We start from the raw sequence: 15,326 nt of genomic DNA on the forward strand, positions 1-15,326 counted from the left end.
ATAGGGGTGCGTCACGGTGTATTGCTGGCCCGCGACGATGTTCTCGATGATGAAGCGCAGCCGGCCAAAGCCCATCTGGCCCCCGTCCTGGACGATCTCGTTGGCATGCGCTGCCTCCAGGGCTGCCTCGTAGAGGCGCAGGTTCCCGCCGCTGGCTTCCGCGGCGAACCAGAAGGCCTCGTCGGGGAAGTTGTCCGGGTAGGACGCGGGAAGATCGGGATTCGGCGGTTCCATCAGGCAGCCGGTGCCGGCCGTGTAGCACAGCTGGAGTTTCGCGGTGCCGTCGGAGAACCAGGTCGGGAAGCCATTTTGTGGATCGACCGGTCCATTGCCTGCGGTGTTGGCGGATGCTGCGGTTCCTGCCAATGGAACCAGTGCCGCGGCGAGCAGTGCCGCTGACGCCGCACCTGCCAACACCGAGGAGCGGGTTCTTTTGAGGTCGCGCTTTCCCGTCATTTTGGTGCGGGTCTTCTGAAACATGATGACTCCTACTACAGGGTGTGCCCCCCACTGGGCAGGAACGACATGCCCCGCCGCCCCATGACGCTCATTAGTAGTCCCCTCAGCTTGTAAAAACCTAGGGCCCGGAATCGTGCGCGCGCTCGGACTGCGGCCGATGGCGTAGGGCCCGGAGGTTGCCATTGGGCGCAAGCTTTTCGCAGGGTATGTCCGCGAACGTTGTTTCACGGTTGACCTGTGGTTCGAAGCCAACGCAGGATCTGTGACGGCGCTGATCGGAGCCTGCCTGGAAGGCCGCCCGCTCCGGATTTCGGGGGTGCAGCCGCGCCCGTGCAATCGGGATCGGAACTCGCTATGGAGCGGTGCACGCGGGGATACTGTTTCCCCAGACAAGTCCTCGCGTGCGCTTCCCGAAGAATGCCATCGGGTTTCCTCGTCGGCGACTTCGTCCCTGGTCGGCAACCCTGGGCCGGACTGGGCCGCAGGCGCGCGAAAAGCGCCCGCTCGGCCAACGGCAGCAGAGTGACCCTGATGGCTGGGTACCGCTTGGCGCGGCGAGTCACACCACGTGGCCAGTCAGGGAACATCCCGTAACGAATCGATAACGAGGTTTGGTAGCGTTGGATGCCCATGCCCAACGTTCCGGGCATGGGACGCTGTCGATTTTCCAGGATGTACTGATGTCGCTTTCCTTACCTGCGCAACGCGTGGCAGGGCGGAGTCCATTTGCCGCGAACACCGCATCCGCTTTCAGGCCCGAGCTCCAGGGCCTGCGGGCGCTGGCCGTTGTGCTGGTCATGGTCTACCACGTGTGGTTTGGCCGGGTTTCCGGCGGCGTGGACGTGTTCCTTCTCCTCTCCGCGTTCTTCCTCACCGGTGCCTTCATCCGCAAGGTCGAGGGCGGGCGGCCGGTGGGCCTGCTGACCTACTGGCTCAACGTCTTCCGCAGGCTGTTGCCCGCGGCGGTCCTGGTGCTGCTGGCCACCATTGCGGCGAGCGTCGCCCTGCTGCCCAAGGCGCGCTGGAACTCCATCATGGAGCAGATCACCGCCAGCCTCTTCTATGTGCAGAACTGGCAGCTGGCCCGCGAATCGGTCGACTACTACGCGGCCGAGCACGCCACGGCCAGCCCGCTGCAGCATTTCTGGTCGCTGTCCATCCAGGGACAGGTCTTCATCCTCTGGCCGCTCTTGCTGGCAGCGGGCATGCTGCTGTGGCGGGCGCTGGGCGCCAGGATCCCCGCGCTGAGCTACCGGATGACCCTGGGCGCGCTCTTCGGCGTCGTGTTCGCGCTCTCCCTGGCCTACTCGATCCACGCCACCGCCACTGCACAGGAGTGGGCCTACTTCGACACCGGTGCCCGGCTCTGGGAATTTGCGCTGGGGTCGCTCGTCGCCATCTTCCTGCCGCTGCTGCAAAGGCTTCCCGCGGCACTGACCGTGCCGGCGGGTTGGCTTGGCCTGGGGGCGATCCTGTCCTGCGGCGTGCTGCTGCAGGTTGACCACGAGTTCCCCGGCTACCTGGCGCTGTGGCCCACGCTCGCCGCGGCATTCGTCATCATCGCACCAAGCCACCGGCTTGGCGTGCAGCGGGTCCTGTCGGTGCCGCCCCTCGGCTGGCTCGGGAACCTCTCCTACGCGCTGTACCTCTGGCACTGGCCGGTCATGGTCTTCTTCCTCGTCGAATCCGGAAGCGAGCGCATCTCCCTCGGCGCCGGGCTGGGCATCATGGTGGTGTCGTTGCTGCTGGCCTGGGCCACGACGCGCATCGTCGAATCGCCCATGCGATCCTGGCACTGGCTCTCGGCCAAGCGCCGGCGCGCGGGGCTGAGCATTGCGGTGCTGCTCTCGCTGGTGCTGGTGCCGCTGGGAGGGTGGGAGCACCGGGTCGTCGCCGAGGAGACGCGCGCGGCGTCCCAGGCCCAGGTCGACAACCCCGGCGCGGCGATCCTGGATCCCGGTTTCGGGCACGAACCAAGTTCCGCCGCCGTGATGGTCCCGCTGACCACGAAGCTCGACGAGGAATGGTCGAACTTCGGTGCCGAGTGCACCGGGCAGTGGGCACCGGAGTCGCCGGCCATCGAGTACTGCCAGCAGGGCGGGAACCCGCAGGCGGAGAAGACCATCGTGCTGCTGGGGGATTCCCACGCCCAGCACTGGAGCGGCGCGGTTGACGCCATGGCGCAAAAGCACGGGTGGCGCTGGATCCTGCTGACCAAGCCGTCGTGCCGCTTCGGCGGGCCCTCCGATACCCGCGGCCAGGAGTGCGGGGCATTCAACGCCGCCGCCGGCGAGTATGTGCTTGGGCACGGCCCCGACGCGGTCATCACCCTCGGGAGCTTCACCGCGCTGGGGCCGGACCGGCACGGGCGCACGGCGGGGGAGCAGGAGCGGGTGGTGCCCGACTACGAGGCCGGGATCCGTCCGCTGCTGGAGGCGGACATCCCCGTGGTGGCCCTGCGCGACACCCCGCGATTCCCCACCGCCGCCCCGGAGTGCGTGGACCGCTTCGGCGCCGAGGCGGAGCAATGCAGCGCCCCGGTGTCCGAGCTCATGGCCGAAACCTCGCCGCTGGAGGGACTGGCGGCCGGCGGCACGCTGGGCAAGGGGTTCTCCACCATGGACATGACCGACCAGCTCTGCCCGGACGGAATCTGCCGGCCGGTCATCGGGAACGTGTTGGTTTACCTCGACGAGTCGCACTTGACCAGCACCTTCGCCCGGACCACTGCGGCGGAATTCGAGAAGCGCTTCCTCGCCGCCCTCGCCGGTCCACGCTGATTTCCCCCCTGCCGGGTGGCGGTCCGGTGGCCCGCCCCGGAGGTGGTCTTGGCGTAACCAAAGTGCCGCGCAAGCGTGATATTTCGGTACTTTCCGGGGCAGCCGGCGCGGCGTAATGTTGCCTCCGAGCGGCCGAACGATCCAGCGCGGCCGTGACAACTCGCGCACCATCGGAGTCACCGCCATGAAAACGGAATTGGCCTCATCGTCCCCGTCGCTTGCCAATCCCGTGAGCCGGCGGGCGGTGCTTTCGGCGGCGGTGGCAACACTTGCCGGCGCAGCCCTGGGTCCCGGGCTCATGGCGGCCCCGGCCGCCGCGGCCGTCATCCGCAACCACGTCTACACCGTCTCCTCGCGAAACACCTTCACGTCCGCCACCTACCCGCGCACCGAATTCCGTGCGCTGTGGACCGCCAGCGTGGTGAACATCGACTGGCCCTCGAAAACCGGGCTGTCCATCGCCGCCCAGCAGGCGGAATTGCGCTCCATCCTGGACCTGGCGGTGTCGCGGAACCTGAACGCGGTGATCCTTCAGGTGCGCCCGGCCGCTGACCGCATGTGGAAGTCGACCCTCGGGGAGCCCTGGTCAAAGTACCTCACCGGCACCCAGGGCAGGGACCCGGGCTACGACCCGCTGGCCTACGCGATCTCCGAGGCGCACAAGCGCGGCATTGCGCTGCACGCCTGGATCAACCCGTTCCGCGTCTCGATGGATACCTCCCTCACCTCGCTGGTGTCCAACCATCCCGCGCGGCTGAACCCTTCCTGGTCCTTCGCCTACGGTCCACGGCGCTACTACAACCCGGGGATCCCGGCGGTGCGCACCTACATCCGCAACGTGGTCATCGACCTGGTCAAGCGCTACGACGTGGACGGGGTCCACTTCGACGACTACTTCTACCCCTACCCGGTGTCCGGCCAGTCGATTCCGGACTCCTCGACCTACAACACCTACAAGGGCTCCTTCACCTCGATCTCTTCCTGGCGGCGCAACAACATCAACGTGTTCGTCCGCGACACCCACAACGCCATCCGGGCGGCCAAGCCGCGGGTCGTGTTCGGCATCAGCCCCTTCGGCATCTGGGCCAACAGGACCTCGAGCACGCTGGGCTCGGCCACCAGCGGGCTGGAAAGCTTCTATGCCCTCTACGCCGACACCCGGCGCTGGGTCAAGGAAGGCTGGGTCGACTACATCGCCCCGCAGCTCTACTGGTACCAGGGGTACTCCGTGGCCAACTACAACGTGCTGGTCGACTGGTGGGCCAAGCAGGTCGCCGGGACCGGCGTGAAGCTGTACACCGGGGAGGCCGCCTACAAGGTGGGGGACCCGAACACCGCCGCCTGGCAGGATCCCAACGAGCTGCGCGACCACGTGACCAAGTGCCGTTCGGTGCCCGCGGTGCGCGGCCAGGCGTACTACAACACCACAGCTTTCCGGGCGAACAAGCTCAACGCCATCGGGATCCTCAAGGCCCGCCACTACGCGCGGCCGGGCCTCCCGGTGCCCTACCCGGAGCTTTTCGCCACGCGTCCCTACACCCCGACCATCACCAGGGCCGTGCGCGAGGGCACCGGGGTGCGGCTGAGCTGGACCTCCAGCTCCAGCGGCGAGCCGATCAAGCTCATCGCGATCTGGCGCTGGGAATCCACCGGCTCGGTCGTCCCGTACATCCAGTCGACCGCCACCTACCTGCGCGCCGTGCGCCGGCGCACCACCTCGGCCCAGTCCTGGCTGGACACCGGCGTGGTGCTCGGGCACTCCTACTGGTACATGATCCAGTCGATCAGCCAGACCGGGGTGGACTCCTCGCGTGCCACCGCGATCTACATCAGGGCGTGACGAACACCACCTCCGGGGTCTAGAATCCGATCATGGCATTGGGGGATGTTGGGGAATTTGCACGGGTCACTGCGGCGAGCGTTGCCGCCGGCACAGACATGGCCGGCACGGGCGCCTCGCCGCCCACGCGATCGCGGCTGGCGCTGCGCGGGATCGCCGTGTCGCTCGCCGCGGGGGCGATGTTGCTCGGACCGCTGCTGGCCACCGGCGGCGAGGGGCCGCAGCGCTTTGGCTGGAACATGTACGCCCGGTATGTGTCCCTGCCCGAGGCCGAGGTGACCACCGTCGACGGGGAAAAGGAACAGGTTTCCCTGCGGGATCTGGTTTCCGGGCTGCGGATCGAGATCGACTATTTCGCCCCTTCGGCCGAATTTCTCTGCCGCACCCGTGAGGACGTCCTGAGCGTGCGCGTGTGGAATGAAACCCCGGCGCGCGAGGAGGTCTTCGCATGCTCCGGCTTCTGAGTCGCACCATCGACGCCCGGCCCCTGGCCGCCGGCAGGATCCTGCTGGGCCTCGCCTCGCTGATCGTGGCCACCGAATGGTTCGAGACGCTCGGCCGGGTTTCCACCGGCACCCGATTGCAACTGCCCTACTTCGACGCGCTGCCGGACCTCGGCCCCTCGATGGTGCTGGGGATGTTCGCCGTGGCCATGGTGGCAGGCCTCGGGGCGGTCCTGGGCATTGCCGGTCGGCTCCCGATGATCCTGGTCTGCGCCACCTCGGTGGCGGCACTTGCCGCGGACGAGCAGGCGTTCAGCAACCACTTGGTGCTGCTGGCCCTGCTCGCGTTCTACCTCTCCTGCAGCGGGTCGGGCCTGACCCTGAAGCCCGGGGCGTGGAACCGAAAAGTGCAGGTGCAGTACTGGCCGGCGTTCCTGGTGAAGCTCCAGATCACCACCGTCTATGCCTGGACTGCCATCTCGAAGGTCAACGAGCAGTACCTCTCGGGGGAGGTCATCGGACACCACCTGCGCGACTGGGTCCCGGTCTCGCAGCAGCTGCTTCCCCTCCTGGCGGCCGGCAGCGTGGCGGCGGAACTGTTCCTCTCGGTGGCCCTGTGGATCCCCGCGCTGCGGCCGATCGCATTCCTGGTCGGTGCCGGACTGCACCTGGGCATCGTGGTGATGCTGAACACCGCGATGCCGCTGATCGCCTTCGCGCTGATCATGCTCGCCGGGTACGTGCTGTTCGCCCACGACGCCCTGCAAGGACACCGTCCCAGACAGGGGACCGGGGCCCGCCGCCGGGCGCTCGCCGGGTAGCCGCAAGCCCGCGGGGGCCCGCTTTGCGACGTTGCGTTCGCCACACCAACCATGCGGGAATGTCGCTTGGCGGTGAAGCGTTCTAGGATGTAATCAATCCCCGCACCGGCGTGAAAGGTCCCCCGTGACTGAGTTCAATCCATTTGCCTTTGAAGGCCTCACCTACGATGACGTTTTGCTGCTTCCCGGCCCGACGGATGTGATCCCCTCGGAAGCCGACACGACCACGCGCCTGACCAAGCGGATCAGCATCAACATCCCGCTGCTGTCCGCTGCCATGGACACCGTCACCGAGGCCCCGATGGCCATCGCCCTGGCCCGCCAGGGCGGCATCGGCATCATCCACCGCAACCTGTCGATCGAGGACCAGGCCAACCAGGTGGACCAGGTCAAGCGCAGCGAGTCGGGCATGATCACCAACCCGGTGACGGTCAACCCGGGGGCCACGCTGGCCGAGTGGGATGACCTGTGCGCGCACTACCGCGTCTCGGGCCTGCCGGTCGTGGACGAGAACCGCAAGCTGCTGGGCATCATCACCAACCGCGACACCCGCTTCGTGCCGCGCGAAAACTACATGACCACCAAGGTCTACGAGGCCATGACGGCCATGCCGCTGATCACCGCCAAGGTCGGGGTGTCCCGCGAAGAGGTCATCAACCTGCTGGGCAAGCACCGCATCGAGAAGCTGCCGCTGGTCGACAACGACGGCCTGCTGCAGGGCTTGATCACCGTCAAGGACTTCGACAAGGCAGAGCAGTACCCGCTGGCCACCAAGGACGACGAGGGACGGCTGCGCGTCGGCGCGGCCGTGGGCTTCTTCGGCGAGGGCTACGACCGCGCCATGAAGCTGATCGAGGCCGGCGTCGACGTGCTGGTCGTCGACACCGCCAACGGCCACTCCCAGGGCGTGCTGGACATGATCGCCCGCCTGAAGAAGGACCCGGCGGCAGCGCACGTGGACGTCATCGGCGGCCAGGCCGCGACCCGCGAGGGCGCCCAGGCACTGATCGACGCAGGCGCCGACGCCATCAAGGTCGGCGTGGGCCCGGGCTCCATCTGCACCACCCGCATCGTCGCCGGCGTCGGCGTCCCGCAGGTCACCGCCATCTACGAGGCAGCCAAGGCGGCCATCCCGGCCGGCGTGCCGGTCATCGCCGACGGCGGCCTGCAGCACTCCGGCGACATCGGCAAGGCCCTGGTTGCCGGCGCCGACTCGGTGATGCTCGGCTCCCTGCTGGCCGGCACCGCCGAGTCCCCGGGCGACCTGGTCTTCATGAACGGCAAGCAGTTCAAGGCCTACCGCGGCATGGGCTCGATCGGCGCCATGGAAACCCGCGGCAAGAACACCTCCTACTCCAAGGACCGCTACTTCCAGTCGGACGTGCCCTCCAACGAGAAGCTGATCCCCGAGGGCATCGAGGGCCAGGTCCCGTACCGCGGCCCGCTCTCGGCCGTGGCACACCAGCTGGTCGGCGGCCTGCGCCAGACCATGTTCTACGTCGGCGGACGCACCATCCCCGAGCTGAAGAACCGCGGCAAGTTCGTCCGCATCACCGCGGCCGGGCTGAAGGAATCGCACCCGCACGACATCATGATGACCGTCGAGGCCCCGAACTACCGTTCGCGCTAAGTCACCGCCAGCTGCACAGGGCCCCGGAAACCTCCGGGGCCCTGTGCCGTGCCGCCCCGGGCGGCGCGCCGGGCAGGACGCCGGCACCAATGGGCCGGCGATAGCCGCTGAACGTCCGTGTGACTTCGGCGGTTGCGTAAGTTAACTCCCGGTAGGTTAGACTGGTCCCCATGGTCCTGTCATCCCCCCAGAGCAGGACCATTTTCGGAAGAAACTGGCCACCCCCAAGTGCCACTTTCTTCCATGGGAGAAACGCCGCAGACCCCAAGCTGTGGGCACTCCGGGCAGGATTTCATCGGTAAACGATCAAATCCTGCCCTTTTCCTTTTCCTTTTCCGGCTCCCTGCCGCGGGCAGCGGACCGTGTCACCGCGGGACCGAACGGCGCCGCTTGCACACCGCTGCGCCATCGACCTCGGCTGGCCGCCCGTGGCCGTCGGCAGCTAGCCAACAGGTGTGTGCGGGCGGGACTGGCGCTGCCCGTCGATGAGAAAATCGGTGCGCTCGTTGTAGAAGGCGACCAGCCCGGCCAGGGCCGCGGACTCCGGCAGTGGCTGGGCATAGCTCCAGGCCACGTTCCTGCCCCCGCTGGCGGGCGCCCAGTAGTTGGCGGTGCCCTTGTAGGGGCACATGCTGCTGGTTTCCGTGGCCACCAGGGCATCCCACCTCACATCCGCCGGCGGAAGATAATAGCGCGGCGGAATACGCGTCTCAAAGAGCATGAGCGGGTGCCGGGAATCCGCCAGCACCAGGCCCTCAAGCTCCACCCGGACGTGCCTGCCCGAGGGGATGATGTCGACCCGGCTGAACGGGTCGCGCGGGTGCGCATGGATGGGCTGTTCTTCCTCCATCCAGTCAAAGGCCCAAAAATCAAAGAGCACGGCACCACCCAGGTCCGGATCCGCCAGGCGGAAGGCCGCGGCCTGCGCCGCATGCCCGGGGACCTGGACGTCAAGTGCGGTTCCCTCGGCGGTGTGCAGGGCAAAGGCGTCGTTGGGTGTCAGCACCCCGGCCGCGTCCGGCACCCTGGACACCTCCGCCCGGGACGCGGTGAGCTCCGCCAGCACGTCGTTTTCCGGAACGGCGTAGATCGGCACGATGCGCCTCGGCTCCCAGAGCAGCAGCGCGTGCGTGGTGTCCAGGACCGGTTGTCCGCCGAGGCCCGCGCGGACCCGTTTGCCGGTTGGCTCGTACCTCAGGGCGGACAATGACTGGTTCAACAGGTGTGAGATTCGGGTGGCCACGGCGCCAGTATGCGCCCCGCCGGGCCCCGGGTCAACGCCGGTGCCGGCGCCGTTCCCCGTCCCGGCGGGGCCGGTCGGTTGCCGGTGTGCCCCAACCCTGCCCAAACAGGCCGCATGTTGGTATGTTCGGGTGAACATCACGGATGCAGCGCATCGGTCTTGGGGACCGCGCACGGGGGAATGGGGACGTCATGGTCCACGATGGACGCGTTGGGACGGGCGGAGCCGGACCATGAACGGGACCAACCACTACGCGGTGCTCGGGGTCGCTGTCACGGCCCCGCTGTCGGTGATCAAGGCCGCCCACCGCGCCCAAATGCGCGAACACCATCCCGACGCGCCCACCGGAAGCGAGGCGATGGCCCAGGCCCTGAACGAGGCGCTGCGGGTCCTGCAGGACGGGAAGCTGCGCGCAGCCTACGACGCGAGCCTCGGCCTGGGGATCGCCGCGGCGTCGGGGAACCGCGCCGAGCCCGCCCGCGCGGGCGCCGCCGCGGACGGTGCACGAGGCGCCTCGTCGGCCGAGGCCGAAGTCCGGGAGCGGTCGGCCCGGGTGCGGGACCGTGAACGTGCCGCTGCATCCGAGGCGATCGCCCGGGAGCGCGAACGCGACGCGGCCAGGGCGCGCCGGGAAGCCGCCGCCCGGGCCGGCGCCAGGTGGTCCGCCCGGCAGGAGCCCGCGCGCCCGGCCGACCTCGACGTCTTTGCCCGCGGCGACATCGACGTATCGACCATGCGCTGGCACCAGCGCGAATACCCGCCATTGCGCCTGCGCCCGGCGCCGCCCCGCCGCGGACCGGCACCCCGGATATTCGCCTGGCTGGCGCTGGGTCTGCTGGCCGCGCTGGCCTGCGTGCCGGCCGTCCTTGCCGCGAGGGGCGGACGGGCACCGGTGGCAACCGCGCTGTTGCTGCTGTTCTTGGTTCCCCTGCCGGCGCTTTTAGGCGGATGGGCGCGGGCCCGCGGCGCACCGGGCACCTGGCCGGCACTTCCCCTGGTCCTGTTCCTCTCCTATGCCGGCGGCCTGCTGGTCCCGGCGCTCGCCGGCGGGCCCGCTGCGAACCCCGTCCCGCTGGCGTGGCTGGGCGGCTACCTGCTGGTGATCGAGACCTTCCGGGCGACCGCGCGCCGGGGCCGCCGCCCGGCCGCCCGGGCCCTGCTTGACCCGCGGGAGATCCGTGAGCGCACGCTCTGGGAACCTGGCCCGGGACCTGCGGCGCGTCCGGTGCCCGAAGCCGGGGACAACGACGGCGGCCGGTGGATCGCCGAAGTGCTGACCGGGCAGCTGCTGGCGCGACTTGACCACCTGCCCGGCAGCCGCACGATCCACCCGGCGGGATCCTCCCGCGACGGCCTCCCGCGGGTGGGGCACGCGGTGCTGTGCGGCGACCGGCTGGCCCTGCTCGAATCCGTCCGCGGCCCCGCCGGCCGGGGTTCCCGGCCCGAGGACATTCCGGCAGGGACGGCTTCCGGCCGCGTCCCGGAGCGGGCCCCGGAGCGCCTGTCGTGGGCCGTGGCCGAATACCGCCGGCGGTTCCCCGGGCTCCAGGTGCGCGGCTGGACGGTGCTGCACCCCGGCGACGGGGCCGAAATCCCGGCCGGCAACCGGGACGCGCCGGGGCAGCCGCGGCTGGCCACCGGGCAGATGGCCCTGCGCGAGGTGGGGGACTGGCTGGCCGCCGGGGAACCCCACGTGGTTGACCAGGCCGCGCTCTCGGCCCTGGTGCTCGGCCCCGGTGCGGGGCGGGCGGAACGGGGTGCCGGGCACCGGTGACTCCGGGTGGTCCCGGGCCTATCATGGGGACAAGCCATGGATGCGCGACGCCGCGGGAAGCGGAGGGTGCGCCCAGCCGCCGCGAGGAGACCGTGATGAGCGACATCGACCAATCCATCAGCCGGTACACCACCGGGGACCTGCGCGGGCGGCTGCATGCGGCGTTGCGGGACGCGGGGCTTGAGCCCGAGGTGCTCCGGCCCGGGGACCTGGAGGAGGCCGACCAGTTCCACACCGGCGGCAGGGCTGCCACCCAGGAGGTGGCGCGGGCGGTGGGCATCGGGCTGGGAACCCGGGTGCTGGACGTGGGCAGCGGCATCGGCGGCCCGGCCCGGTACTTCGCGCAGCTGGGCGCGGTGGTCACCGGGGTGGACGTGACGCCGGAATTCGTTGACCTGGCCCGGGAGCTGAACCTCGCCTGCGCCATGGCCGGGTCGATCACCATGGTGCTGGCCCCGGCGCAGGACACCGCGCTGCCGACGGGCTCCTTCGACGCGGCAACCATGCTGCATGTGGGCATGAACCTGGCCGACAAGCAGGCGGTGTTCGCCGAGGTGCACCGGCTGCTGCGCCCCGGGGGAGTGTTCGGGGTCTATGACCTGATGGGCACCAACGAGCTGCAATACCCGGTGCCGTGGGCCGATGCGGCCGCGGCCTCCTACGTGGAGCCGGACGAGGCCTACGCCAACCACCTGCGCGCCGCGGGGTTCATCGTCACCCAGGACACCGACCGCAGCGCCGCGGTGCTCGAGGCGGCGGCTGCCGCCCAACTCGCGTCCGCGGGGCCGCTGGCCACCGCGGTCCTGCTCGGGAAGGACGCCCGGGACCGGATGGGGCACGCGGTGGCGGCGGTGAAATCCGGCGCGCTGGCGCCCCGGCTGCTCATCGCGGTGCGCCCGGTCTAGCCCCGGTTCCCCTCGCGGGGCGCCGATGCGCACGCGCGGGCGCGGTGTCGGCCGGTGCGCCGTCCCCACGTAGAATGTGTCACTGGCGCTGCCTCCCCGGCGTGCGGGAAAAACCCGCGCCTGCGCGCACACGCAACACATAAGGAGCACACCGTGGCCCAACCGAAGAACCTGAAGAAGCTCGTCCGCACCCGCATGGATCGCACCGGGGAAAGCTACACCACCGCCCGCAAGGCAATCCTCTCGGCGAAGCCCCACCGCCCGGCCAGCGCGGAGGACGCCGCCGCGGCAGCCGCGGCAGCCGAGGAGGCGGAACTGCCCGAGTACCCGGCCCCGGAGAACGTCCTGCAGTACGACGCCGGGCTCTGGCACCGCGTGCTCACCCAGGCCGGGGTGACCCACCCGCTGACCGGCAAGCCGATGAGCGAGGCGCTGCTGGCCGGGCTTGCGGGCGGCATCGGCTTCATGGCCTTCACCTTCGTCTACGAGGAAGTCACCACCGCCACCGTGGTCACCCGGGCGCACCCGGAGCCGTACACCGCGAACCTTTTGGCCCGCTGCGGGGCCACGCTCAGCGAGCGCACCACCGGCAGCGCGCGCCTGGCCGCCGACTACCTGGATGCCGGGCTGGATGCCGGGCGCGCCGTGGTGGTGCGCGCCTCCGTCGCCGCCCTGCCGTGGATCGACGCCGACGCCGTGGAGGACTCGGACTCCATCGACCTGGTGGTCGTCGGCGAACACGGCGATGACCTGCTGATCGACGACGGCTCCGGCTCGCTGACCCCGATTTCGCCCGAGGACCTGGCCTTCGCCCGCTCCCGGCGCAAGAAGGACAAGCACTGGCAGGCCTGGGTGCCCGAGCCCACCGGCCCCGACGCCGACACGCTCGCGGCCAATGTGCGCGCCGCCGTCGCCCAGACGACCGGGCGCCTGCTGGGCACCAGTGAACTGGAGGGCATCCCGGCGCACTTCGCCAAGAACTTCGGCGTGGCCGGCATGAACAACTGGGCCGAGAAGCTGCGCGACACCACCACGGCCAAGGGCTGGACGCGGATCTTCGAGGATCCGGCCCGCCTGGAATCGGGCCTGGGCCAGGTCCTCGGCTTCCTCACCGACACCCGCTTCGGCGGGCTGGGTGCGCTGCGCGGGCAGTACGCCGATTTCCTCACCGAGGCCGCCACGCTGCCCGGGCTCGCGCCGCTGGCCGCCCACGCCGGGGACTACGCGCACCTGGCCCAGGACTGGATCGTGTTCACCGACCTGGTCGACCCGGCCATCGACCCGGCGGCCCGCTCCGCGCACTTCGCCGAGCTGGCCGACCAGCTCGAGGTCATTGCCGCGGCGGAGGAACGCGCGGCCACCGCCCTGGCCGCCACGCTGGGTACCCTGGGCGACTGAAGCCCCCCGCCGGGGCCGCGCGCGCCAACGCGGCACGTCACGCAGGAGGGGGACGGGTTCTTCCGGGAACCCGCCCCCGCCACCGGGCTGATAGGGTGGTGCGGTGACTTACGAGATTGAAATCGGGCGCTCCAAGCGCGCAGCCCAGGCGTACTCCCTCGACGACGTGGCGGTTGTCCCCAACCGGCGCACCCGCGATCCGCAGGACGTCTCGGTGGCCTGGCAGATCGACGCCTACAAATTCGAGACCCCGATCCTGGGCGCACCCATGGACTCGGTGATGAGCCCGGCCACTGCCATCGCGCTGGGCAAGCTCGGCGGCCTGGGCGTGCTGAACCTCGAGGGGCTGTGGACCCGCTACGAGGACCCGGCCAAGGTGCTCGAGGAGATCGCCGCCCTTCAGTCCGCCAACGGCGGGCACTTCGACCCGGCCATCACCGCGCGCCTGCAGGAGCTCTACGCCGCGCCGATCCAGCCCGAGCTGATCACCAAGCGGCTGGCCGAGATCCGCGACGCCGGCGTCACCGTGGCCGGCTCGCTGACCCCGCAGCGCACCCAGGAACACTACAAGACCGTCGTTGCCGCCGGCGTCGACATCTTCGTCATCCGCGGCACCACGGTCTCGGCCGAGCACGTCTCCAAGACCCAGGAGCCGCTGAACCTCAAGCAGTTCATCTACGAACTCGACGTCCCGGTCATCGTCGGCGGGGCCGCCGGCTACACCCCGGCCCTGCACCTGATGCGCACCGGCGCCGCCGGCGTGCTGGTCGGCTTCGGGGGAGGCGCCTCGGGCACCACCCGCCGCGCACTGGGCATCCACGCGCCGATGGCCACCGCCATCTCCAACGTCGCCGCTGCCCGCCGCGACTACCTGGACGAGTCCGGCGGACGCTACGTGCACGTGATCGCCGACGGCGGCCTGGGCACCAGCGGCGACATCGTCAAGGCCATCGCCATGGGCGCCGACGCCGTGATGCTCGGCACCGCCCTGGCCCGCGCCGAGGAGGCCCCGGGAGCCGGCTGGCACTGGGGCATGGAGGCCACGCACGAGAACAACCCGCGCGGGGACCGGGTCAAGGTCGGCACCGTGGCGCCGCTCGAGCAGCTGCTCTTCGGCCCCTCGCACCACACCAACGGCACTTCCAACATCGTCGGCGCGCTGCGCCGCTCGATGGCCACCACCGGGTATTCGGACCTGAAGGAATTCCAGCGCGTCGACGTGGTGGTTTCCCCCTACGAGGCCGACTAGCACCGCAGTTCCGCCACGACGACGGCCGGGAACGATCCGCCCCGCTTCCCCGGAAGCGGCGGAACGCGCCCGGTCGTTGTGCATCCCCGCCGCAGGCGCCCGGGCCGGTCGGCCCCGTGTACGCTACAAGGCAGCGGCCCCCGCGCCGCCCTTCCCGACAGTTTCCCCCACCCCCGCGAATCGATGCCATGACTTCCACCCAGCCGATGACCGCCGGCGATGCCACGCCGGAGCTGACCACCCCGGCCATGGTGCTCCTTGAGCTCGGGGCACCCACCCGCGAGGAGGCGGTTGCCGCCCTGGCCGAGCGGCTGCTGGCCGCCGGCAGGATCGCCGAGGTGCCCGGATTCCTCTCCGAGGTCCACCGCCACGAACACCAGCTGGCCACCGGGCTTCCCGGCGGCATCGGCCTGGCCCATGCCCGCAGCTCATTCGTCCAGGCTCCCAGCATCGCCGTGGGCGTGATGGCCTACGGCCAGGGCCTGGACTTCGGCGCCAAGGACGGCCCCGCGCACGTGGTGCTGTTGCTCGCCACTCCCGCAACGAGCTACTCCGGGCACCTGATGATGCTCGCGGCGCTGGCCCGCTCGCTGGCCAAGCAGTCCTTCCGCGAGTCCCTGCGCCGCGCCAACGACGCCGGGGTCATCGCCGAGCTGATCAACTCCACCGTCGACTTCTCCACCGTCTGACCCGCCGGCGCCCCGCCGCCCGCCGCGGGTGTGATCCCCGACATGTCGGTGTCCTGCGCCGGCCCCCGCTCGGGCCTCCGCCCGGAGCGCCTGCA

12 protein-coding genes are annotated in these 15,326 nt (G+C 70.0%); 10 read left to right on the forward strand and 2 right to left on the reverse strand.

The features are described from left to right. On the reverse strand, positions 1 to 480 hold a 480-nt coding region (locus KRR55_RS10295), incomplete at its 3' end, for a hypothetical protein (RefSeq protein WP_217389007.1). Positions 481 to 1,139: 659 nt separating this feature from the next. On the opposite strand from KRR55_RS10295, the gene KRR55_RS10300 reads away from it, so the two are divergent. The 5 genes from KRR55_RS10300 (at position 1,140) to guaB (ending at position 7,973) form a co-directional block, all read left to right on the forward strand. After that, positions 1,140 to 3,239, forward strand: coding sequence for an acyltransferase family protein (locus tag KRR55_RS10300; RefSeq protein ID WP_217389008.1), 2,100 nt, complete (start codon positions 1,140 to 1,142; stop codon positions 3,237 to 3,239). A 184-nt stretch (positions 3,240 to 3,423) separates the two neighbouring features. Beyond that, positions 3,424 to 5,079 carry a glycoside hydrolase family 10-like protein gene (locus KRR55_RS10305; protein ID WP_217389009.1) on the forward strand — a complete coding sequence of 552 codons (1,656 nt, stop codon included), beginning with the start codon at positions 3,424 to 3,426 and terminating at the stop codon, positions 5,077 to 5,079. Between the two features lie 32 nt (positions 5,080 to 5,111). Then, positions 5,112 to 5,543: a DUF677 domain-containing protein gene (locus KRR55_RS10310; RefSeq protein ID WP_217389010.1), complete on the forward strand. Its 432-nt coding sequence runs from the start codon at positions 5,112 to 5,114 to the stop codon at positions 5,541 to 5,543. Then, on the forward strand, positions 5,528 to 6,343 hold the full coding sequence (locus KRR55_RS10315; RefSeq protein WP_217389011.1) for an HTTM domain-containing protein: 816 nt from the start codon (positions 5,528 to 5,530) through the stop codon (positions 6,341 to 6,343). The genes KRR55_RS10310 and KRR55_RS10315 overlap by 16 nt, the downstream gene beginning before the upstream one ends. A 124-nt stretch (positions 6,344 to 6,467) precedes the next feature. After that, positions 6,468 to 7,973, forward strand: coding sequence for an IMP dehydrogenase (guaB, locus tag KRR55_RS10320; protein ID WP_217389012.1), 1,506 nt, complete (start codon positions 6,468 to 6,470; stop codon positions 7,971 to 7,973). A 442-nt stretch (positions 7,974 to 8,415) separates the two neighbouring features. Here guaB and KRR55_RS10325 read toward each other — a convergent pair whose 3' ends face one another. Then, positions 8,416 to 9,216: a DUF427 domain-containing protein gene (locus tag KRR55_RS10325; RefSeq protein WP_217389013.1), complete on the reverse strand. Its 801-nt coding sequence runs from the start codon at positions 9,214 to 9,216 to the stop codon at positions 8,416 to 8,418. 232 nt (positions 9,217 to 9,448) lie between these two features. Here KRR55_RS10325 and KRR55_RS10330 point away from each other — a divergent pair, with 232 nt between their 5' ends. From KRR55_RS10330 to KRR55_RS10350, 5 genes are all read left to right on the forward strand, one after another. Continuing rightward, a complete protein-coding gene (locus tag KRR55_RS10330) occupies positions 9,449 to 10,990 on the forward strand; it encodes a J domain-containing protein (protein ID WP_217389014.1) in 1,542 nt (513 codons plus the stop codon). A 95-nt stretch (positions 10,991 to 11,085) separates the two neighbouring features. After that, positions 11,086 to 11,895, forward strand: a complete 810-nt coding sequence (locus KRR55_RS10335; protein ID WP_217389015.1) for a class I SAM-dependent methyltransferase — start codon at positions 11,086 to 11,088, stop codon at positions 11,893 to 11,895. 153 nt (positions 11,896 to 12,048) lie between these two features. Beyond that, a complete protein-coding gene (locus KRR55_RS10340) occupies positions 12,049 to 13,293 on the forward strand; it encodes a BtrH N-terminal domain-containing protein (RefSeq protein ID WP_217389016.1) in 1,245 nt (414 codons plus the stop codon). Positions 13,294 to 13,396: 103 nt separating this feature from the next. Beyond that, the gene (locus KRR55_RS10345) at positions 13,397 to 14,542 is read left to right on the forward strand and encodes a GuaB3 family IMP dehydrogenase-related protein (RefSeq protein WP_217389017.1); all 1,146 of its coding nucleotides are present in this window, start codon (positions 13,397 to 13,399) and stop codon (positions 14,540 to 14,542) included. Between the two features lie 188 nt (positions 14,543 to 14,730). Then, positions 14,731 to 15,231, forward strand: a complete 501-nt coding sequence (locus tag KRR55_RS10350) for a PTS sugar transporter subunit IIA (RefSeq protein ID WP_217389018.1) — start codon at positions 14,731 to 14,733, stop codon at positions 15,229 to 15,231. The last annotated feature ends 95 nt before the right edge of the window (positions 15,232 to 15,326 follow it).

Source organism: Paeniglutamicibacter quisquiliarum, assembly GCF_019084045.1.
Classification (GTDB): domain Bacteria; phylum Actinomycetota; class Actinomycetes; order Actinomycetales; family Micrococcaceae; genus Paeniglutamicibacter; species Paeniglutamicibacter quisquiliarum.